The organism is Pseudomonas sp., assembly GCF_030150285.1.
GTDB lineage: Bacteria > Pseudomonadota > Gammaproteobacteria > Pseudomonadales > Pseudomonadaceae > Aquipseudomonas.
In genome coordinates, this window is record NZ_JASLGE010000032.1 from 145,841 (window position 1) to 164,942 (window position 19,102).

The window sequence follows — 19,102 nt, forward strand, 5'->3', positions numbered from 1 at the left end:
TCAAGCATGAACTTATCCGCTGTTTGCACCTCTTATGCCGGTAGCCATTGGTCGCGGCCGCCTGATAAGCTCGCGGCTTTATTCGATTGCCCACGTTTGGCGCATGAACAAGGAAATAGCATGAAACAGCATCGGTTGGCGGCAGCTGTTGCCCTGGTAAGCTTGGTACTGGCGGGTTGTGATTCGCAGACCAGCGTAGAGCTGAAAACCCCGGCGCAGAAAGCTTCATACGGCATTGGCTTGAACATGGGTAAAAACCTGGCTCAAGAAGGCATGGATGACCTGGACTCCAAGGCCGTAGCACAGGGCATCGAAGATGCCGTTGGCAAAAAAGAGCAGAAACTCAAGGACGAAGAGCTGATTGAAGCGTTCGCTGCTCTGCAGAAGCGTGCTGAAGAACGCCTGACCAAAATGAGCGAAGAAGCTTCAGCCGCCGGCAAGAAGTTCCTTGAAGAAAATGGCAAGAAAGCAGGCGTTGTCACCACGGCTTCCGGCCTGCAATACGAAGTGATCAAAAAGGCCGATGGCCCGCAGCCTAAAGCCACCGACGTGGTGACGGTCCACTACGAAGGCAAATTGATTGATGGCAAGGTGTTCGACAGCTCCGTCGAGCGCGGCAGCCCGATCGATCTGCCGGTCAGTGGCGTGATCCCGGGTTGGGTTGAAGGCCTGCAACTGATGCACGTCGGCGAGAAGTACAAACTGTATATCCCAAGCGAGCTGGCTTATGGCGAGCAAAGCCCGAGCCCGGCCATTCCGGCCAACTCGGTGCTGGTTTTTGACCTGGAACTGCTGGGTATCAAAGACCCTGCAAAGCCTGAGCAAGACGCCGCTCAATAAGCTGTACCGTGTGCTGCCAACGCCCCGTCTCGACGGGGCGTTGTCGTTTATGCGCTTCGCGCACGTTACCCACACGCTGAGTCGACAGGCGGTAAAGACCTTTACGTTTCCCTGGCAAGTAGTACTTGGCCGTCAAGTCAATGAATGTATGGGGTTTTTTATGTGTGTAAAAAACGCCCGATTTAAGCGTAGCCCTTATAGGGCGGGCCTTTCAGCCGCAAAAAACAGCTCTGTTCACAATGTTATCCACAATTTTTGTGGATAACATTGGTCATCCGGTGCATGGCCGGGCTGCGCAGAGCGTCAAATAACCCGTCAGATCAAAACCCCCCAGAGACCTTGGCTGCTGTTAGGATTAAGATTCCAAGGAAAGTTCTGACTCGTTCTATTTAAAAGTCTGACGGGGTTAAGTAATGGATCTGCAAATCATCACGCGTAATGGCGAGCCGGAGTACGCGGTTCTGCCATGGGACAGTTATCAGGCGTTGCTCAAAGCTGCCGGTCTTGGCGATCAGGCGGCTACCGCTGCGGCGGTTCATCCTCCAAAGACTGAACCGCAGTCGCCAGAACCGGCATTGCCCGGGCTCGATCAACTGCGCGATCTGCGCGAGACCAAAGGCCTGGCGCTGGAAGCGTTGGCCCGTACTGTAGGCATTAGCCCGTCTTATCTGGGAATGATTGAAACCGGTGAGCGTCTGCCGGATCTTGCCATTCGTCGCAGCTTGGCCTGGGAGCTGGGTGTTCCGGGCTGGAGGGAAGCATCATGAGCGTGCGTATCAGTCGTCAACACTGGGATGGGTTATTGGCTGAGCTGGATCAGGCGCGTCGACAGCGCCATTTGCTCACGTATCGTGCGTTACTGGAGCGTTTGCAGTTGCCGAGCCCGGCCATGCTGACGCTGACAGCGGCGCTTGAGCATCTGGCCGCGATGGATGCGAAAGCGGATCAGCCGTTACGCAGTGCGCTGGTGATCAGCCAGGGAGCGAGCCGTTTACCGCGAACCGGCTTCTTTGAATATGTGGAACGCATTGGGCGCTTTAGCGGCCCGCCGGATGGCGTGGCGGCGGCGTCATGGCACGCTTCTGAGGTGGTGCGGGTCTTTGAGTATGATTACGAACACGTGGAGGCTTAAGTGCTGTGGCAAATGAGGGCGCGTGTGGGCTACGAGGTGGCGCGTCAGGCGTTTCACCGGCCCTGGTTAATGCGCCAGCCGCGTATCTGGCGCTGGATGGAAGGGCAGTTTGCCCGTATGGCTAACGTTGGTGATATCCAGGCGCAGAGTTTCTACGGGCATGTCCTGGCGTTTCGTGGCCAGGGCTTGGGTGCCCGGGAGGAAGGCTTGCGCTTGTTGCGTCTGGCGGCGCTGGGCGGTGATGGTAAGGCGGCTTATCAGGTAGGGGTCTTCAGCTTGACGGGCAGCGCCAGCCGAGCTCCGGATGCCGTCGCAGCGGCGGGTTGGTGGGAGAGGGCGGCGAAGGCCGGGCATCCGTTGGCGGTACTCAAGCTGGCAACGTTGTATGAGCAGGGTGGCCCCGGGCTGTTGCCCAACCCTGAACGGGCTCAGCATTACCGGGCAGCATCGGCTTAAACCCCAGCCGAAAAAAAGGCGGAGCGCATCATGCGCTCCGCCTTTTTAATGCCCGTGTTGTGTAGCCGCCGCCCAAAGCGGCGGCTACGGGCGTGTTACTTCTTGGCGACTTGAGAACTGAGCTTCAAGTAGTCCAGGAGAATGCGCCCGGTTTCACTCAGGTAGGCGTCATCTTCCGGTTTGGTCTTTTCAGGTTCGACCGGCAGTGCATCTTCGTCTTCTTTCTTCATTTCCTTGAGCGGTGCCTCACCTTTGGCCTTGCGACGGGCGTTCTCCATCACCAGTTGCTTGGCGTCGATGTCGGCGTGCTGCTTGCGACGTTCTTCCTCATTGAGGCTGACGGTTTTCTCGCTCATCAGCTTCTCGGCCAAGGCCAGCTTATCGCGGATGAAAACGAACTCGGCGTCTTTGGCCACCCGTGCATCATGCTCGGACTTGAGCTGAGCGATGAACGGTTTGAAAGGGTCCGCCGCCGGTTTGATAGCCGGGCGAATGGTGTCCCACGGCATGGCTTCGGGCAGGGCGCTTTCACCGATTTCCTTGGTGTCGATCAGTGAAGGCAGTGCCACATCAGGCAGCACGCCCTGATGCTGAGTGCTTTGGCCGGAGACCCGATAGAACTTGGCCAGTGTCAGCTTCAGTTCGCCGTGGTTCAGTGGCTGGATGGTTTGCACCGTCCCCTTGCCGAACGTTTGGCCGCCGATGATCAGTGCACGATGGTAGTCCTGCATGGCACCGGCAAAAATTTCCGACGCTGAGGCAGACAGGCGGTTGACCAGCAACGCCATCGGGCCTTTGTAGAACGCGCCCGGGTTTTCGTCTTCCAGCACGTCGACCTTGCCGTCGGCGTTACGCACCAGCACCGTAGGACCTTTGTCGATAAACAGGCTGGTCAGTTCGGTGGCTTCCTGCAACGAGCCGCCACCGTTGTTGCGCAAGTCAATGATCACACCGTCGACTTTTTCTTTCTGCAACTCGGTCAGCAGCTTTTTGACGTCGCGGGTGGTGCTCTTGTAGTTCGGGTCGCCCGCGCGGAACGCCTTGAAGTCCAGGTAAAAGGCCGGGATCTCAATCACGCCCAATTTGTAGTCTTTGCCGTCCTGCTTGAGGTTCAGGATGGATTTTTTGGCCGCCTGCTCTTCAAGCTTCACCGCTTCGCGAGTGATCGACACCACCTTGCTGGTCTGGTCGTTAGGCGCATTGCTGGCCGGAATGACCTCCAGGCGCACCACAGAGCCTTTAGGGCCACGAATCAACTTGACCACCTCGTCCAAGCGCCAGCCGATTACATCGACCATTTCCTTGTCGCCCTGGGCCACGCCAACGATCTTGTCCGCCGGAGCCACTTGCTTGGTCTTGTCGGCCGGGCCAGCGGGAACCAGCCGCACGATCTTGACCTGATCGTTGTCGCTCTGCAGCACGGCACCAATGCCTTCCAGCGACAGGCTCATGTTGATGTCGAAGTTTTCCGCATTGTCGGGCGACAGGTAATTGGTGTGCGGGTCGTAAGACATGGCGAAGGTGTTGATGTACGCCTGGAAAATATCTTCGGCACGGGTCTGGTCAAGGCGCGTCAATTGATTCTTGTAACGCTTGGTCAGCAGTTCCTGGATTTTTGCGGGCTCTTTGCCGGCAATTTTCAGGCGCAGGACTTCATCTTTGATGCGTTTGCGCCACAGGTCGTTGAGTTCGGCTTCGGTTTTGAGCCATGGCGCGTCCTTGCGGTCGATCTGCAGGGTTTCCTTGGCCTTGAAGTCGAACGAATCGATGCCTTTGCTCAAGTCGGCCAGGGCAAAATCCAGACGTGACTTGACGCGGTCCAGGTAGCGCTTGTAGATGATGAAACCGGGGTTGAGGTCGCCGTTTTTGAGGAAGTCGTCAAACTGGTACTTCCATTTGTCGAATTCGGCAATGTCGCTGGCCAGGAAGTAACTGCGCGAAGGGTCAAGCAGCTTAAGGTAGCTGTCATAGATGATCGCAGAACGTGCGTCATCCAGTGGCGGTTTGCTGTAATGATGACGCTTGAGCAGCTCGACCACGTTCAGGCTGGCAATTACCTCGTCACGATCGGGCTGAAGGTTATCCCAACTGTTAGCGGCGAACGTATTGGTTGAAAACGGTAAAACGCTTAAACCAATGAAAAGGGCAAGTGCGGTGCTAGGGAATAAGTGCTTCATGCTGATTCGACGCGGGGGCAATTGATAACGCATATTAGGCCGTCTTTGAAGTCGCCGGTTCCGTGAAGGCCGGCCGCATAATGCAAGAAGCCCGGTGCGACAGCACCGGGCTCGGTCCAGACTCACTATGGAGGCACTGTGAAAGCATTGCAAGGCGTTGAAGGTCAAGTGAAGTGGGTTGAAGAGCCAAGCCCTGCCTGTGATGTAGGGCAAATTCGTATCCGTGTGGCGGCGGCGGGCCTCAATCGGGCCGATTTGCTACAGAGCGCGGGCTTGTACCCGCCGCCACCGGGCGCTAGCCAGGTGCTGGGGCTGGAGTGTTCGGGGGTTGTGATTGAGGTGGGCCCGGGGTCTTCGTGGGCTCTCGGTGATCGAGTGTGTGCTTTATTGGCCGGTGGCGGCATGGCGCAGGAAGTGGTGGTCGATGGCCGTCATGTGCTGCCGGTGCCTGAAGGGCTTTCGTTGGTGGAAGCGGCGGCTTTGCCCGAGGTTTACAGCACGGCGTGGCTGAACCTGTTTCAGTTGGCGGCCCTCAAGCCCGGTGAGAAAGTGCTGCTGCACGCCGGAGCCAGTGGCGTGGGTTCCGCGGCGATTCAGCTCTGCAAGGCTTTTGGAAGCCCCTGCTGGGTGAGCGTCGGTTCGGCCGAGCGCTTGGCTTACTGCGAGGCGCTCGGGGCTCAGGGCGGGGTTGTACGGACCGAGGGGCTGGACAGCCTCAAGGCATTAGGGCCATTCGATGTGGTGCTGGACCCGGTGGGTGCCAATTACGCCGAATCCAACCTCAAGCTATTGGCGCTGGACGGCCGTTGGGTGGTGATCGGATTAATGGGGGGGCGCAAGGCCGAGTTGGACCTGGCGCTGGTGCTGGGCAAGCGTATCCAGTTGCTGGGTTCGACCCTGCGCAGCCGAAGTGATCAGTTCAAATCAGATTTGCTCAGTGATCTGGGTCAGCAGGTGTGGCCGCTGTTCAGCGAAGGGCGCCTGAGCCCGCAATTGGCCAAGACGTTCCCGATCGAACAGGCGCAAGAGGCGTTCGCTGAGCTGGCCAGCAATCAGGTCGCGGGTAAGGTGGTGTTGGTCATAGAGCCAAGCCTGGTTTGACCGCGTTTGTCTGATGCAGGAACGGGCTGAGTGGTCCGTGTTGAAAAGATCGCGAGCAAGCGCGTTCACTGTAGAGTGCCCCTTGCTCGCGATGATTTGACCTGGCCTGGATTATTTCCAGAGATGAATCGGCCACCCGGCCTTCTCGGCGTGCTCGCGCAGCACAGGGTCCGGGTTCACCGCATGCGGGTGATCGACCTTCAGCAGAAGGGGTAAATCATTGCGTGAGTCGGAATAAAAACTCGCGCCTTCGAGGTTTTCTTCCTGCTCGTCGAGCCATTCCAGCAGGCGGGTGATCTTGCCTTCGCGGTAGGTCAGGGTGCCCGTGGTTTGACCCGTGTACACCCCGTTTTTGACTTCCAGCTCAATCCCCAACACTTCGTCAATGCCCAAGCGCTCGGCAATCGGCTTGACCAAATGCGTGCCCGAAGCCGAGATGACCAGGATGCGGTCCCCCGCCTTGCGATGTTCGGCAATGGCCTTGCAACCCTCGCTGAAAATGATCGGCTCAATCACGTCTTCTACCCACGGGCCGACCAAGTGTGCAACCTCTTCGGGGGTACGTCCGGCCAGCGGCTCCAGGCTGAACGCCATAAACACGTCCATCGCCAACTCGCCCTTGCTGTACGCGGCCATCAGCTCGTTATTGCGCTTCATGAACGGCTCGGTATCGACCCAGCCCAGGCGACCCATTTGCTGGCTCCACAACGTCGCGCAGTCGCCATGTATCAGGGTTTCGTCCAGATCAAAAATTGCCAGGGCCATCAGCGCAACTCGCTATTCAGTAGATTCAAGGTCATCAGGCTACCTCACATAGGGTGCTGTTATCGATGGACAATGCGACGCGCTGGCCGTCGGGGTAAAGATCGCCCGGGGAGCGATTGAGCACATCGACGATCAACTCCACGCCGCGAACCTCTACGCGGTAGCGAATGACGTTGCCCAGCAAGCTGTGGTTGCGAATGACGGTGTCGGGCTCGCCCTGCAGGCTCAGGCTCAGGGTTTCCGGGCGGATGGCAACGCGGCTGCTGACCGGGCGCTGCAACAGGCGGCTCGCGGTCTCGGCGTCCAGCAGGTTGTAGTTGCCGATAAACCCGGCCGCGAAGGCGTCGGCGGGGGCGGCGTACAAGGTTTGGGCATCGCCGCTTTGTACGATGCGACCTTGGTTCATCAGGAAAATGCGGTCGCTCATGGTCAGCGCTTCTTCCTGATCGTGGGTCACGAAAATGGTGGTCAGGTTCAGTTCGCGCTGGATGGCGCGGATCTGCTCGCGCAAATGTTTGCGAATGCGCGCATCCAGTGCTGACAGCGGCTCGTCCAGCAGCAACAGGCGGGGTCGTGTTACCAGTGAGCGCGCCAGGGCGACGCGCTGGCATTGCCCGCCAGACAACTGGTGCGGGTAGCGCTTGGCGAAATCATTCAGTTCGACCAGTTGCAGTGCTTCAGTCGTGCGTTTGTGGCTGTCATTGGCGTTGACCTTTTGCATGCGCAAGCCAAACGCGACGTTTTGTTCGACGGTCATATTGGGGAACAGCGCGTAGCTCTGGAACACCATGCCGATGTCACGTTTTTGCGGGCTCAACGGCACGATGTCCTGGCCATCCAGCAGGATTTTACCGCCATCGACCGGGGTCAGCCCCGCGATGCAGCGCAGCAGTGTGGACTTGCCGCAGCCCGAAGGGCCCAGCAGGGTGACGAACTCACCCTGAGTGATGGTGAAGTGGATATCGCTGAATACCGGAGTGCCGGAATAGGTTTTTTGCAGGCGTTCGACGCTGACGAAGCTCATTGGCTTTTGTCCTTGTTCAGGAAGGTGGCAACCCAAGTCAGCACCAGTACAAAGAGGAAGTACGAGATCACCAGGGCGCTGGTGAAATGACCGCTGCTGTTGCGCATGTTGTTCAAGAACACTTGCAGGGTTTCGTATTGCGTGCCGACCAGAATATTGGCAAACACAAACTCGCCGAACAGGAACGAGAACGACAGCAGCAACGCGACCATCAAGCCTTTACGCAGGTTGGGCAGCACCACCAGAAAAGCGGCCTGCCAGGTGCTGGCACCCAGCAGTTGGGCCGCGTCCATCAGGTCACGCAGGTTAATGGCCTGCAGGTTGTTGGTGATCGCCCGGTACATAAAAGGCAGCGCGACGGTGAAGTAACAGCCAATCAAGATCCACGGTGTGCCCACCATGCGCAACGGACCGGAGCCATACAGTTGCAGCAAGCCCACCGATGACACCACGGGTGGCACGGCGAAGGGCAGCAGAATCAGAATGTTCATCAGGGCGTCGAGCCGCGGAAAGTGGTAATGCACCACAAACAGCAACGGCAAGATCAGCACCACTGACAATACCAGTGCCGCCACGCACACCAGCAGCGAGTGGCCGAAAGCAGTCAGAAAACGCGGGTCGCCCCAGAGTTGGCTGTACCACTTGAGGGTAAAACCGCTGGGTAGAACAGTCGCTGACCAACTGCTGGCGATGGAGTACACCAACGTGCCCAGCAGCGGCAGTAACAGGATCAGAAACAACAGCCAGACCACGCTGCGGTGGTAAACGCTGGCGGTCGTGGATTCAGCGCGCGACATGGTAGCTCCTCTTTAACAGCCACTGGTGCACCAGCGTCACCAGGGTCATCAGCCCCACCAGAATCACCGCCAGGGCGCTGGCCATGTTCGGATCGAGGCTGATGTCACCCGACACCATTGCCGCAATACGAATAGGCAGCACGTTGAAGTTACCCGTAGTCAGGGCGTACACCGTGGCATAGGCACCCAGTGCGTTGGCCAGCAGAATCACGAAGGTGCCGAGCAGCGCCGGGGTGAGTACCGGCAAACCGATATGCCGCCAGAACTGCCAACTGTTGGCACCCAGCAGCGCTGCCGATTCGCGCCAGTCTTCACGCAGTGCATCAAAGGCCGGATACAGCAGCAGCACGCCCAGCGGGATTTGAAAGTAGGTGTACAGGATGATCAGGCCGGTTTTGGAGTAGAGGTTGAAGTCCTGAATGATCCCGGCCTGTTTAAGCATGATCGTGATGCTGCCGTTGAACCCCAGCAGAATGATGAAGGCAAAGGCCAGCGGAACACCGGAGAAGTTGCTGGTCATGTTGGCGAAGGCGTTGACGAAGTTACGTAGCCGCGAATCTACCCGGCGCAGCGAGTAGCTGCCGAGGAGTGCGATCACAATGCCAAAAAGGCTCGACCAAAAGCTGATCTCCAGGCTGTGCTGGATGGCCTGCAAATAGAATTTCGAGCTGAAAATCCGGGTGAAGTTATCCAGCCCCCAGCCGCTCTCTTCCGATTGCACGCTGTGAATCAGCACCCACACCAGCGGAGCGATCTGGAACACGATAAAAAACACGGCAAAGGGCACCAGGCATAACAGCGCCAGCCATTTACCCCGGGTCATGGTGCGTGCCTCAACAGGCCATGGCACACCGGTTTATCGTGGGCGATGCCCAGCAGTTCGCAAATCGTGCCGCAGAGTTCGGTTTGCTTGGGGGATACACGGGGGTCGAGACTAAACGCATCGCCCAGCACGAACAGGGGCACTTCGCGTTCTTCAGGCAATAACCCGTTGTGCGAGCGGTCGTTATTCATGCCGTGGTCGGCGGTGACCAGAACCTGGTAACCGGCGTCCAGCCAGCCTTGCAGGTAGTCGGCCAGAATAATGTCGGCAGAGCGGGCGCTGTTGCGGTATTGCGGGGTGTCGAGGCCGTGTTTGTGCCCGGCATCGTCAATGTTCATGGGGTGGACCAGTAGAAAATCGGGCGAGTGCTTGATGCGCAAATGCTCGGCATCGGCAAACAGGTGTGAGTCGGGGTAATGGTCGTTCCAGTAAAAGTGCCCGGCTTGAATGGGCAAGTCACTGTCTTCGGTGTGTCGGTCGCGGGCGGCGATAAAGGGCGAGCGGTTATACAGTTCGCTGACCCAGTGGTAGGCCGCGGCCGCCGTGCAGAGCCCTGCCTCGCGGGCGTAGTGGAAGACACTGCGCTGGTTGGACAGGCGTGACACGTTGTTGTGCACAATGCCGCTTTCAATCGGTGGCACACCGGTGAGGATGCACTCATACAGTGGGCGCGACAGGGCCGGTAATTCACAGGTGAGTTTGTACAGGGCGGCGCGTCCTGCCCCGACATAGGCTTGCAAATGCCCCATGGCATGGCGAGCGACCGCGTAATTCAGTCCGTCGAGTACGACCAGGATGGTGTTGTGTTTCATGTACTGCGACTCCGCTGGTAAAGCACAGAACCTGTAGCCGCGGGCTTGCACGCGATGGCAGGCATCCAGTGCGCTGCATCGCGAGCAGGTCGGCGTCTACAGGGGTTGAGGCCGGCGGGCCTTACTGCATGTTGATGATGACTTCTTCCTGCCACAGTTGTGGCAGTTTCTTGGACGTGGCTTCCCAGGCTGCGGCGTCTTTGATCGGGGTTACATTTTTGTATTGATCGTTGGACAGCAGTTTGCCTTGGACATCAGCCGGCAGTTTCAAGTGCTCGGCACGGATCGGCCGCGCATTGCCGCGCGCCAGGTTGATCTGGCCTTCGTCGCTGAAGATGTATTCACGGGCCAGTTTGGCGGCGTTAGGGTGCTTGGCGTATTTGTTGATGATGGTGGTGTAGCCCGAGATTACCGAACCGTCGGACGGAATCAGCACCACATAGTCATCAGGGTTAGCCATTTTGGCTTTGTAGCTCAGACCGTTGAAATCCCAGACGACACCGACTTCCACTTCACCCTTTTCCATCGTGGCGATGGTCGGGTTGGCCAATGACAGGCGACCCTGTTTGGCAATATCCGCGAACATCAACAGCGCGGGCTGAATATTCTTTTCACTGCCACCGTTGGCCAGTGCTGCCGCCAGCACACCGTTGGTGGCCTGTGCCGCGGTGCTGACGTCACCGATGGACACCTTGTATTTACCGGATTTCAAGTCAGCCCACCGGGTGGGTGCTTCTGAACCGTGCAGCAGCTTTTTGTTAACGATGAACGCAATGGTGCCGGTATAGGCCAGCGCCCAGTTACCGTCTTTGTCCTTGGCCCACTCGGGCACTTGGTCCCAGGTGGTCGGCTTGTAAGGTTGCGTGACGCCCTTGGCCACTGCAATCGGGCCGAAGGCGGCACCCACGTCACCGATATCGGCACTGGCGTTGTCTTTCTCGGCGGCGAACTTGGCGACTTCCTGCGCCGAACTCATGTCGGTATCGACGTGCTTGAGGCCATATTTGGTGTTGAGGTCGGCCCAGGTTTGCTTCCAGTTGGCCCAGTCATCGGGCATCCCGACGCTGTTCACCGTTCCCTCTTTTCTTGCGGCGGCTTCGAGGGCTTTTAAGTCGACATCCGCGGCCATGGCCGTGGTGCACAGAGCAATGCTTGAACCTAACAGTGATGCCAGAAAAAACTGTTTCATCCGAAGCTCCTTGGGCGTTTTCAACGCTGGGTTTTATTGATCTTTTGCAGTGGGTTGGTCTAGGTCAGCAATACCTGAGCCAATCTAAGCTCGACTGATGACACTTTAATGTCGGCCTGGGTCTTGCTTGTGCATTTTTAGGCCGGCGGGCTCATTGCGAGTAAGCGTAGACCATCGTGCAAGCCACGGCGGGCAAGGGTTTTGCCTGTATTTAGGTGCGCGTGTGCAGCGTGTCTGTCATCGAACAGTCATCTGACCTGCCTAGGCTGGCGGGATTGAGGCGCGGTGTCTGCCAGGTCGTGCTTGCCCTTTTTTGGTGCTGGACTAGTCCAGATAGGTAACGTTAATGCGTGAAAGTACACCCAAGGCGGTGACATCGATCAGCCGGGCGTTGCAAGAACAGATCGAACACGGCTTGTTGTCGGGTGGCACCCAGTTGCCAGCGGAACGCAAGCTCAGTGAGTTGTTTACGACCACGCGGGTGACGGTGCGTGAAGCCTTGTTGCAATTGGAGGCTCAGGGGCTGGTGTATCGTGAAGAGCGTCGCGGCTGGTTTATTTCGCCGCCGCGCCTGGCCTACAACCTGATGCAACGTAGCCACTTTCACGCCATGGTCAGCGCACAAGGCCGTGTGCCGACCACGCATGTCATCTCGGCGCGCTTGCAGCCGGCGTCGGCAGCGGTGTGCGAGCGCCTGCAACTGCCAGCGCTGTCCAGCGTGATTCAGATTTGTCGGGGCCGGCGCATCGACGGGCGTTGGGTGCTTTACGTCGAGCATTATTTGAACCCGCAGTACTTCCCACAGATTCTGGACTTTGACCTGACGCACTCGATTACCGAACTGTATGCCAGGCACTACGACTTGCATTACGGGCGTGTGCGCTTTGAAATTGTACCCACCGCGCTGCCCGCCGAAGCAGCGGCAACGCTTAAGGTGTCAGTGGGAAGCCCGGGGCTAAGGATTGCGCGGGTCAATTACGATCAGCATGAGCGCTTGATTGACTGTGACCTGGAATATTGGCGACACGATGCGATTCATGTCGGGGTGGATGTGCTGGACCGGGAGTAGGTGCGGCCGGTCGACACTCGAGGGCTCGCGATCTTTTAATCGTTAGAAGATCGCGAGCCAGCGGGTGCCTACAGAGGCCTGGGGTTATTCCTTTTGCAATGTACCGCTGCTGGCGGTCACCACCTGCACGCTCAAGCGCGGGGTGGCCAGGTCGAGGCCGGCTTCGTCCAGGTGGCGTTTGAGTGACAGGTTGAATGCACGCGACACCTCCCACTGCTTGATCGGCGCGGTCTTGAACCGGGCGCGTAAAATTGCGCTGCCGGACTCGAAGCTTTCAACCCCTTGGAACTCCAGTGGCGACCAGATATTGCGGCGTTGCAGCGGATCGTTGCGGATTTTTTGACCCACCTCACGTATCAGCTTGATCGCATCGTCAATGTCCATGTTGTAGGGGATGGCGACGCGGAATATCGCGTAGCCAAATTCGCGGGAGTAGTTCTTGATGCTTTTGATTTCGCTGAACGGGATAGTGTGCACGATGCCGTCGATGTCCCGTAGCCGGACGGTACGGATGGTCAGGCCTTCCACCGTGCCCAGGTGCCCGCCGACATCCACGTAGTCGTCGATGGCCAGCGAGTCTTCGATGATGATGAACAGCCCGGTGATCAGGTCTGCGACCAGGGACTGGGCCCCGAAACCGATGGCCAGGCCGATAACGCCTGCACCGGCCAGCAACGGCGTCACGTTCATGCCCATGTTGGCCAGCGCGACGATCAGCGCAATCAGGAAGATCGCGGCAAACAGCACGTTGCGGATCAGCGGCATCATGGTTTGCGCACGGGCATTGGCCAAGCCTTTGCGCGATCGCGTGAGGGCGTGGTGAATCGCGGTGTCAGCCAGTATCCAGATCAGCCAGGCAAACAGTAGCGTGCCGGCGAGGCCGAACAGTTTGACGCTGATTTCATGGCCGTCACCTTCGGTAAAGCGAATCAGCGAGAGGCCCCACACCCTTAACCCCAACTCGATAAAGACCAGCCACACCACCAGGTGAATCAGGGTGTAGACGAAACTCTTCAGGCGCTCGGAATACAGGGCGTGGCGCTTGGGCCCGTGTTGCGGGCGTTGCGCATGACGGCGCACCAGGCCGTTGATGACCATGCACACGATGACCAGCACCGTGCAGATCAGCGATTGGCGCAGGGCGGTGCTGGTGTCTCCGGCGGACACGAAGGTGGCGGCCAGAGAAATGGCCACCAGAATCAGTGCCGGCACGAACCAATAGGTGCCGAGGATATCGATACTGTCGCTCAGGGCGCGGCGTGTGAGGCGCCGTGACAGTGGCTGGTTGCGGATCAGGTGGGCGATGGGGCGACGGAACCGGATGATAAACAACCCGGTGGACAATGCCGCCATCACATTGGCAAATGTAGCGGCGGTGTGAGCCAGGTGCACGCCGAGGGTAGCCACCAGGCGCGGGTCGCTCAATGCCTCGCCAAATGCGGCAAAGCTGCCAATCCACCACAGCGGTCGGAAAGCTTGATGGCGCAGGATATGCAACGCGCGATGGCGGTGCGGGCCGTCAAGCAACGAAAAGGCGATGACGCAAATGGCCGAAAAACAGGTGCCAATCACCAGCGCATAGGCCAACACCATCGCCAAGTCTTTGCCCAGAGACGAGGGCAGGGCGTAGCTCATGTAGACCGTAATCATCAGAGCGACCATCCACGGCCCCAGCTTGCGCAAGGCAAAACGCAGCAAATCGATGGCTTTGGGGTGTTGCGGCAACTCTTCACTGAGCCCGAATCGTACCCGCACTCGGTGGCTGACCCAGATCAGCAGCGCAGCCAACAGGCTCCAGACCATAATGATCAGGGCGAAGGCAAAAATAATCGGCAGCCATTGGTTCGCGGGCAACATCAAGGCCACCAGTTCATCCCTGGCCTGTTCGATTTCCAGCGACCAGCGATAGGTGGGGCTGTCAGCGCCGGAGAACTGTTTTTCAAGGTCTGACAAGGTACTGCCGATCAGACCGAGTACGCCGAGCTCAGCTTCCGGTTGGGCTTGCTTGGTGGCGTCGCGGAGTTTTTTGAGGTCTGCCAGCAATTTGGTACGTTGCTGGTCGTTCTCGAGGTTTTTGATCACCTCATCCAGCGATTGGCCCAGCGGCTCGGTCGGTTGTGCCTGGGTTTTATCCGGGCTGCCGAGCAGGCTGGTCAAGCCGACCGCTTGAGCTGAACTCAAGGGCAGCAACGTCAGTAAGCAAAGTAACAGGCATGAGGGTAAGGCAAGCAGACGAAGAAACACTGGGCGATCAACCTCAAGGGGTGCGAGATGGCCGAGTGTACGCGAGGGCCTGCAATCATTCATTTCTTGTCACACTAAAATAAGCGACTGCCGCCCAGGTAACTTTGCAGAGCCGTTACTCGTTGAGTTTGGCGAGGATTTTAAACACGATGGTGCCAAAGATCAGCAGCATGCCGCACCAGATCATCAGCACGCCGACGCCGCTGCTTCGTTCACGGAAGTTGAAACCGATGGTCAGTAATAGCATCCCGCAGATAATCGGAATCATCATGGAGTGGAACGCAGATGTCTCAAACATGGTTAAGGGCCTTAGAAAAGAATGCCACTAGTCTAGGTTGCTTTGCCGAAAAGTGGGGTGATGTGTATCAAAAATGAATCAGCCGCGCGCGGCCCCGGTGGAACCGCGCGCGTGGGCTGGGTCAGGGCAGTTCGTGGCTGGCGTAAAACGCGCTCAGTACCTTGACCAGGTGGGCCAGGTCATGGCTCCCAGCCAGTTCGCGGATCGAGTGCATGGCGAAGGTGGGCAGGCCGATATCGACGGTGCGAACGCCCAGGTGGCTGGCGGTGATCGGGCCAATGGTGGAGCCGCAGCCCATGTCACTGCGCACCACAAAACTTTGCACGGGGACTTCTACCGCCATGCACAGGTGGCGGAAAAAACCGGCCGTTTCGCTGTTGGTGGCGTAGCGCTGGTTGCTGTTGACCTTGATGACCGGCCCGGCATTGAGTTTGGGGCCGTGGTTGGCATCGTGTTTGTCGGCATAGTTGGGGTGAACGCCGTGAGCGTTGTCGGCCGAGACCAGCAGCGATTTTTGAATCGTGCGCACGTACTCATCCCCTTCAGGGAGCAGGCGCTGCAGGATTTGCTCCAGCATCGGGCCATCTGCGCCGCAGGCTGAGCAAGAACCGACTTCTTCATGATCGGTGGCCACAAACAGGCAGGTTTCATCGGTCTCGGTGTTGAGCAGGGCTTGCAGGCCGGCGTAGCACGACAGCAGGTTGTCGAGGCGTGCGCCCGCAATGAAGTCAGCATTGAGGCCGATGACTGCGGCGCTCTGGGTGTCGTAGAAGCTCAGCTCGTAATCGAGCACCACGTCAGCATTCAGGCCGTGCTCGCGGGCCAACTGGTCGGTAAGCAAGGCGCGGAAGTCCACACGCTCATCGCCGGCCACCTGAGCCAGGATGGGTGGAAGCTCGGTCTGCGGATTGATCGCCCAGCCTTCATTGGCCGTACGGTTGAGGTGGATGGCCAGGTTGGGAATGGTGGCAATGGGGGCTCGGAAGTCGATCAGTTGGCTTTCAACCTTCCCGTCGCGGCGGAAGGTGACACGCCCGGCCAGAGACAGATCACGGTCGAACCAGGGAGCCAGCAGAGCCCCCCCGTAGACTTCGACACCCAGTTGCCAGAAACCCTGGCGTTGCAGTTCCGGCTGCGGTTTGACCCGCAGGCACGGGCTGTCTGTGTGGGCACCAACCATGCGAATGCCTGCGAGCAGCGGCGAGTAGCGCCCCAGCTTGAACGCGACGATGGAGGAGTCATTGCGGGTGACGTAATAGCGGCCATTGGCTTCGGTGAACCAGCTGTCGCGCTCGTCGAGGCGCTGGAAACCGGCGGCCTCCAGGCGTTGAACAAGGCTGGCAGTGGCATGAAAGGGGGTAGGGGAGGCCTTCAGGAAGTCGATCAGGCCTTGGTTCAACTCTTCGCGCATAAGTTACTCCAGACAGCAAGGCCGCGAGTTTAGCGCATTGATTGCAAGAATTGAGCAGCAAAAACGTGCAAACCCTTAGAGGAACAACCGGCCGACGCTCGATTGCTCGCGAGCTTTTAACGATCAAAAGATCGCGAGCAAGCTCGCTCCCACAGCAGGTTGTCAGTCTTTAAAACGGGGCTGGGCACTCGAAGCGCAGGCGTTCGCCGGTTTGCGGGTGGGTAAAGCTCAGCATGCTGGCGTGCAGACACAAGCGCGGCCAGGCAGCCAAGGCTTGCGGGTGGGCGTACAAGCCGTCGCCCAACAGTGGGTGGCCGATAGAAAGCATATGCACGCGCAACTGGTGTGAGCGGCCAGTAATGGGGGTTAGCTCAACCCGGCAGTAATCGCCGCAACGCTCCAGTACTTTCCAGAACGTCAGGGCATTTTTACCGAACTCATGGTCGACCACATGCCGGGGTTTGGTCGGTGGGTCGTAGCGCAGTGGCAGGTCGACGGTGCCGCTGTCCAGTGCTGGCTGGCCCCACGCCAGTGCCGTGTAAGCTTTCTCGGTTTCGCGGTCGTGAAACTGGCGTGACAGTTCGCGGTGAGTGTCGGCATCACGGGCCAACAGAATGATCCCGGACGTTTCCCAGTCCAGGCGGTGCACGATACGTGCTTCGGGATAGCCGTTTTCCTGCAGGCGGGTAATCAGGCAATCCTTGTTGTCTTCAGCCCGGCCCGGCACGGATAACAGCAGTGTCGGCTTGTTGACGACCAGAACACCGGCGTCCTGATGAATAATATGGATGTTGGACAACGGCATTAAAACAGCCTCTTAACAAACGCCAACGGCGACATGGGGTGTTCCCCTGGCAGAGAACACTCCACGTCGCCGTGGTGTTGACCGGATCGATTAACGATCTGGCAGTGTGATGTTGAGTTCCAGAATCGAGCAGCTACCCTCGTTCTCGAGCGCGATCTGTACTTGATCGGACTCGATATTGACGTATTTGCGGATCACTTCGACCAGCTCTTTTTGCAAGGCTGGCAAGTAGTCCGGGGTGCTGCGTTGGCCGCGTTCGTGCGCCACGATGATCTGTAGACGCTCTTTCGCGACCGACGCGGTTGTGGTCTTTTTGCTGGCACGAAAGAAGTCAAAAATATTCATTGCTTAATTGCCTCCAAACAGGCGCTCGAAGAATCCCTTCTTCTGTGCATCGAGGAACCGATGCTCCACGGTTTTGCCCAGCAGGCGATCAACGGCATCGCTGTAGGCCTGGCCGGCATCGCTCTGATCATCAAGGATCACGGGCACGCCCTGGTTGGATGCCTTGAGGACGGCCTGGGATTCCGGAATGACGCCCAGCAGGGCCACCGCCAGAATTTCCTTGACGTCTTCAACGCCGAGCATTTCGCCTTTGCTGACGCGCTCGGGGTTGTAACGGGTCAGTAGCAGGTGTTCCTTGATAGGGTCCTGGTTGAGCTCGGCCCGGCGCGACTTGCTGGCCAGCAGGCCCAGCATGCGGTCGGAGTCGCGCACCGAAGACACTTCAGGGTTAGTGACGATGATGGCTTCATCCGCGAAGTACATGGCCAGGTGAGCGCCGGTTTCGATGCCTGCGGGGGAGTCGCAAACCACGAACTCGAAGGTTTCCTTGAGTTCCATCAGTACTTTTTCGACGCCTTCCTTGGTGAGGGCGTCCTTGTCGCGGGTCTGGCTGGCCGCCAACACATAGAGGTTCTCAAGGCGTTTGTCCTTGATGAGTGCCTGCTGCAGGTTGGCTTCGCCGTTGACCACGTTGACGAAGTCATACACCACGCGACGCTCGCAGCCCATGATCAGGTCAAGGTTACGCAGGCCGACGTCAAAATCGACGATCACTGTTTTGTGGCCGCGCAAAGCGAGGCCGGTACCGATAGCGGCGCTGGTGGTGGTCTTGCCCACGCCACCCTTGCCGGATGTAACCACTAGAATCTTGGCCAAGGTGTTTCACCCCTAAGGAAGAAGGACTATGTGCGTCCCGGATAAACATCTCTGATAAACAACGCTGGTGAACAGCCTTGGCGGGGCTTCGTCGCAGGTCAGGCTTACACAGCGTAAGCGTTACCTGATCATTGAATTCCTACAAGGTTTAGTCTGTTTCCTTACGCTTTGGAGATGGTCGTAAAATGGCGTGAGTATCCGTTAAAGACGGGTGATGTTCAACATGTCGCTTGACAGACTGATTTGAACCCCTGTTCCCCACAACGGGTCGCGGCGCAGGTCTTCAGATACTTTATACGTACCGGCAATCGATACGAGTTCGGCGCTGAGCTGCTGGCAGAAAATTCGCGCCTTGGTGTTGCCCTTGTGCCCGGCCAATGCACGGCCACGCATGGGCCCGTACACATGGATGTTGCCATCGGCCATAAGTTCCGCGCCGGGGCTGACCGATGCAATGACCACCAGGTCGCAGCCTTCGGCATACACCGTCTGACCACCGCGCACCGGGGAGGTAATGATTTTGGTGGGTTTTATCGTGGGCTCGGGCGGCTTTTCAGGTTTTTTCGGCTCAACGACTTCCACCGGGTTGATCGCTCGCTCACGGGCACCGGATGGCGGCAGCACGGGCAGATCGATGGCAATGGCGGCGGCGATGTCTTCGATACGGTTGGCGCGGATGGCCAGGGTGCGCAGGCCATGTTGACGGCACACGCGCATCAGGCCCGGCAAATCAATGGCTCCTTCGCCTGCGGGAAGCTTGTCCAGCGCCAGCACCAGCGGGGTATTGCTGAAGAAATTGGGTGCCTGAGCGACTTTGGCGGCCAGTTGGCGGTCAAGGGCGTCGAGGTTGTTTTGGGCCAGTTCCAGCACCGTAATGGCGAGCATACTGCCCTTTAGCTGGAACACAGGGGCTTGGTCTAGCGATTCGGTTTGGCTCATGGTCGGTTTAATGCGGCTTGTCACTTAAAGTGCTGAGACTTATAACGAGATCGCCCGCG

20 protein-coding genes are annotated in these 19,102 nt (G+C 58.3%); 6 read left to right on the plus strand and 14 right to left on the minus strand.

Annotation, left to right across the window (positions count from 1 at the left end; genetic code table 11):
* Nucleotides 1-120 precede the first annotated feature (120 nt).
* The 4 genes from Q1W15_RS07370 (at nucleotide 121) to Q1W15_RS07385 (ending at nucleotide 2,428) form a co-directional block, all read left to right on the plus strand.
* Nucleotides 121-840, plus strand: a complete 720-nt coding sequence (locus tag Q1W15_RS07370; protein ID WP_300725613.1) for an FKBP-type peptidyl-prolyl cis-trans isomerase — start codon at nucleotides 121-123, stop codon at nucleotides 838-840.
* A gap of 413 nt (nucleotides 841-1,253) precedes the next feature.
* Entirely contained in the window at nucleotides 1,254-1,607 is a 354-nt protein-coding gene (locus Q1W15_RS07375; protein ID WP_300725616.1) for a helix-turn-helix transcriptional regulator, read from the plus strand.
* The gene (locus Q1W15_RS07380; RefSeq protein WP_300725619.1) at nucleotides 1,604-1,972 is read left to right on the plus strand and encodes a hypothetical protein; all 369 of its coding nucleotides are present in this window, start codon (nucleotides 1,604-1,606) and stop codon (nucleotides 1,970-1,972) included. Before Q1W15_RS07375 ends, Q1W15_RS07380 begins: the two co-directional genes overlap by 4 nt.
* Entirely contained in the window at nucleotides 1,973-2,428 is a 456-nt protein-coding gene (locus Q1W15_RS07385) for a sel1 repeat family protein (RefSeq protein ID WP_300725622.1), read from the plus strand. It abuts the gene before it with no gap.
* A gap of 95 nt (nucleotides 2,429-2,523) precedes the next feature.
* On the opposite strand, the gene Q1W15_RS07390 is transcribed toward Q1W15_RS07385, so the two are convergent.
* On the minus strand, nucleotides 2,524-4,605 hold the full coding sequence (locus tag Q1W15_RS07390; RefSeq protein ID WP_300725625.1) for a carboxy terminal-processing peptidase: 2,082 nt from the start codon (nucleotides 4,603-4,605) through the stop codon (nucleotides 2,524-2,526).
* 138 nt (nucleotides 4,606-4,743) lie between these two features.
* On the opposite strand from Q1W15_RS07390, the gene Q1W15_RS07395 reads away from it, so the two are divergent.
* Nucleotides 4,744-5,706, plus strand: coding sequence for a zinc-binding dehydrogenase (locus Q1W15_RS07395; protein WP_300725628.1), 963 nt, complete (start codon nucleotides 4,744-4,746; stop codon nucleotides 5,704-5,706).
* A gap of 111 nt (nucleotides 5,707-5,817) precedes the next feature.
* On the opposite strand, the gene Q1W15_RS07400 is transcribed toward Q1W15_RS07395, so the two are convergent.
* The 6 genes from Q1W15_RS07400 to Q1W15_RS07425 all read right to left on the minus strand — a co-directional run bounded on the left by Q1W15_RS07400 (nucleotide 5,818) and on the right by Q1W15_RS07425 (nucleotide 11,116).
* Nucleotides 5,818-6,471 (minus strand): HAD family phosphatase, encoded by a 654-nt coding sequence (locus tag Q1W15_RS07400; protein ID WP_300725631.1) that lies wholly within the window; start codon nucleotides 6,469-6,471, stop codon nucleotides 5,818-5,820.
* Nucleotides 6,472-6,505: 34 nt separating this feature from the next.
* Nucleotides 6,506-7,495, minus strand: coding sequence for an ABC transporter ATP-binding protein (locus Q1W15_RS07405; RefSeq protein WP_300725634.1), 990 nt, complete (start codon nucleotides 7,493-7,495; stop codon nucleotides 6,506-6,508).
* Nucleotides 7,492-8,292 carry an ABC transporter permease gene (locus Q1W15_RS07410; RefSeq protein WP_300725637.1) on the minus strand — a complete coding sequence of 267 codons (801 nt, stop codon included), beginning with the start codon at nucleotides 8,290-8,292 and terminating at the stop codon, nucleotides 7,492-7,494. Before Q1W15_RS07410 ends, Q1W15_RS07405 begins: the two co-directional genes overlap by 4 nt.
* Nucleotides 8,279-9,115 (minus strand): ABC transporter permease subunit, encoded by an 837-nt coding sequence (locus tag Q1W15_RS07415; protein WP_300725640.1) that lies wholly within the window; start codon nucleotides 9,113-9,115, stop codon nucleotides 8,279-8,281. Before Q1W15_RS07415 ends, Q1W15_RS07410 begins: the two co-directional genes overlap by 14 nt.
* Nucleotides 9,112-9,927 carry an alkaline phosphatase family protein gene (locus tag Q1W15_RS07420; RefSeq protein WP_300725643.1) on the minus strand — a complete coding sequence of 272 codons (816 nt, stop codon included), beginning with the start codon at nucleotides 9,925-9,927 and terminating at the stop codon, nucleotides 9,112-9,114. The genes Q1W15_RS07415 and Q1W15_RS07420 overlap by 4 nt, the downstream gene beginning before the upstream one ends.
* A gap of 121 nt (nucleotides 9,928-10,048) precedes the next feature.
* Entirely contained in the window at nucleotides 10,049-11,116 is a 1,068-nt protein-coding gene (locus tag Q1W15_RS07425; protein ID WP_300725646.1) for an ABC transporter substrate-binding protein, read from the minus strand.
* Nucleotides 11,117-11,462: 346 nt separating this feature from the next.
* Between Q1W15_RS07425 and Q1W15_RS07430 the strand changes: the two genes are divergently transcribed.
* Nucleotides 11,463-12,185, plus strand: coding sequence for a UTRA domain-containing protein (locus Q1W15_RS07430; RefSeq protein ID WP_300725649.1), 723 nt, complete (start codon nucleotides 11,463-11,465; stop codon nucleotides 12,183-12,185).
* 84 nt (nucleotides 12,186-12,269) lie between these two features.
* On the opposite strand, the gene Q1W15_RS07435 is transcribed toward Q1W15_RS07430, so the two are convergent.
* From Q1W15_RS07435 to minC, 7 genes are all read right to left on the minus strand, one after another.
* Entirely contained in the window at nucleotides 12,270-14,429 is a 2,160-nt protein-coding gene (locus Q1W15_RS07435) for a mechanosensitive ion channel family protein (protein WP_300725651.1), read from the minus strand.
* 115 nt (nucleotides 14,430-14,544) lie between these two features.
* Complete coding sequence (locus Q1W15_RS07440) at nucleotides 14,545-14,727, minus strand: hypothetical protein (protein ID WP_300725654.1); 183 nt, start codon at nucleotides 14,725-14,727, stop codon at nucleotides 14,545-14,547.
* A gap of 121 nt (nucleotides 14,728-14,848) precedes the next feature.
* Nucleotides 14,849-16,138 carry a M18 family aminopeptidase gene (locus Q1W15_RS07445; RefSeq protein WP_300725657.1) on the minus strand — a complete coding sequence of 430 codons (1,290 nt, stop codon included), beginning with the start codon at nucleotides 16,136-16,138 and terminating at the stop codon, nucleotides 14,849-14,851.
* A gap of 169 nt (nucleotides 16,139-16,307) precedes the next feature.
* A complete protein-coding gene (locus Q1W15_RS07450; protein WP_300725660.1) occupies nucleotides 16,308-16,943 on the minus strand; it encodes a pseudouridine synthase in 636 nt (211 codons plus the stop codon).
* A 90-nt stretch (nucleotides 16,944-17,033) separates the two neighbouring features.
* The gene (minE, locus tag Q1W15_RS07455; protein ID WP_300725663.1) at nucleotides 17,034-17,288 is read right to left on the minus strand and encodes a cell division topological specificity factor MinE; all 255 of its coding nucleotides are present in this window, start codon (nucleotides 17,286-17,288) and stop codon (nucleotides 17,034-17,036) included.
* A 3-nt stretch (nucleotides 17,289-17,291) separates the two neighbouring features.
* Nucleotides 17,292-18,104, minus strand: coding sequence for a septum site-determining protein MinD (gene minD / locus Q1W15_RS07460; protein ID WP_300725665.1), 813 nt, complete (start codon nucleotides 18,102-18,104; stop codon nucleotides 17,292-17,294).
* Between the two features lie 201 nt (nucleotides 18,105-18,305).
* Nucleotides 18,306-19,043: a septum site-determining protein MinC gene (minC, locus tag Q1W15_RS07465; RefSeq protein ID WP_300725668.1), complete on the minus strand. Its 738-nt coding sequence runs from the start codon at nucleotides 19,041-19,043 to the stop codon at nucleotides 18,306-18,308.
* Nucleotides 19,044-19,102: the final 59 nt, after the last annotated feature.

Bases quoted from the DNA above. Each gene is read 5' to 3' on its own strand.
- Q1W15_RS07450 (WP_300725660.1), bottom strand. From the start codon at position 16,943: ATGCCGTTGTCCAACATCCATATTATTCATCAGGACGCCGGTGTTCTG.
- Q1W15_RS07400 (WP_300725631.1), bottom strand. From the start codon at position 6,471: ATGGCCCTGGCAATTTTTGATCTGGACGAAACCCTGATACATGGCGAC.
- Q1W15_RS07430 (WP_300725649.1), top strand. From the start codon at position 11,463: ATGCGTGAAAGTACACCCAAGGCGGTGACATCGATCAGCCGGGCGTTG.
- Q1W15_RS07445 (WP_300725657.1), bottom strand. From the start codon at position 16,138: ATGCGCGAAGAGTTGAACCAAGGCCTGATCGACTTCCTGAAGGCCTCC.
- Q1W15_RS07415 (WP_300725640.1), bottom strand. From the start codon at position 9,115: ATGACCCGGGGTAAATGGCTGGCGCTGTTATGCCTGGTGCCCTTTGCC.
- Q1W15_RS07390 (WP_300725625.1), bottom strand. From the start codon at position 4,605: ATGAAGCACTTATTCCCTAGCACCGCACTTGCCCTTTTCATTGGTTTA.
- Q1W15_RS07375 (WP_300725616.1), top strand. From the start codon at position 1,254: ATGGATCTGCAAATCATCACGCGTAATGGCGAGCCGGAGTACGCGGTT.
- minC (WP_300725668.1), bottom strand. From the start codon at position 19,043: ATGAGCCAAACCGAATCGCTAGACCAAGCCCCTGTGTTCCAGCTAAAG.
- Q1W15_RS07405 (WP_300725634.1), bottom strand. From the start codon at position 7,495: ATGAGCTTCGTCAGCGTCGAACGCCTGCAAAAAACCTATTCCGGCACT.
- Q1W15_RS07410 (WP_300725637.1), bottom strand. From the start codon at position 8,292: ATGTCGCGCGCTGAATCCACGACCGCCAGCGTTTACCACCGCAGCGTG.
- Q1W15_RS07425 (WP_300725646.1), bottom strand. From the start codon at position 11,116: ATGAAACAGTTTTTTCTGGCATCACTGTTAGGTTCAAGCATTGCTCTG.
- Q1W15_RS07370 (WP_300725613.1), top strand. From the start codon at position 121: ATGAAACAGCATCGGTTGGCGGCAGCTGTTGCCCTGGTAAGCTTGGTA.
- Q1W15_RS07420 (WP_300725643.1), bottom strand. From the start codon at position 9,927: ATGAAACACAACACCATCCTGGTCGTACTCGACGGACTGAATTACGCG.
- minE (WP_300725663.1), bottom strand. From the start codon at position 17,288: ATGAATATTTTTGACTTCTTTCGTGCCAGCAAAAAGACCACAACCGCG.
- Q1W15_RS07380 (WP_300725619.1), top strand. From the start codon at position 1,604: ATGAGCGTGCGTATCAGTCGTCAACACTGGGATGGGTTATTGGCTGAG.
- Q1W15_RS07440 (WP_300725654.1), bottom strand. From the start codon at position 14,727: ATGTTTGAGACATCTGCGTTCCACTCCATGATGATTCCGATTATCTGC.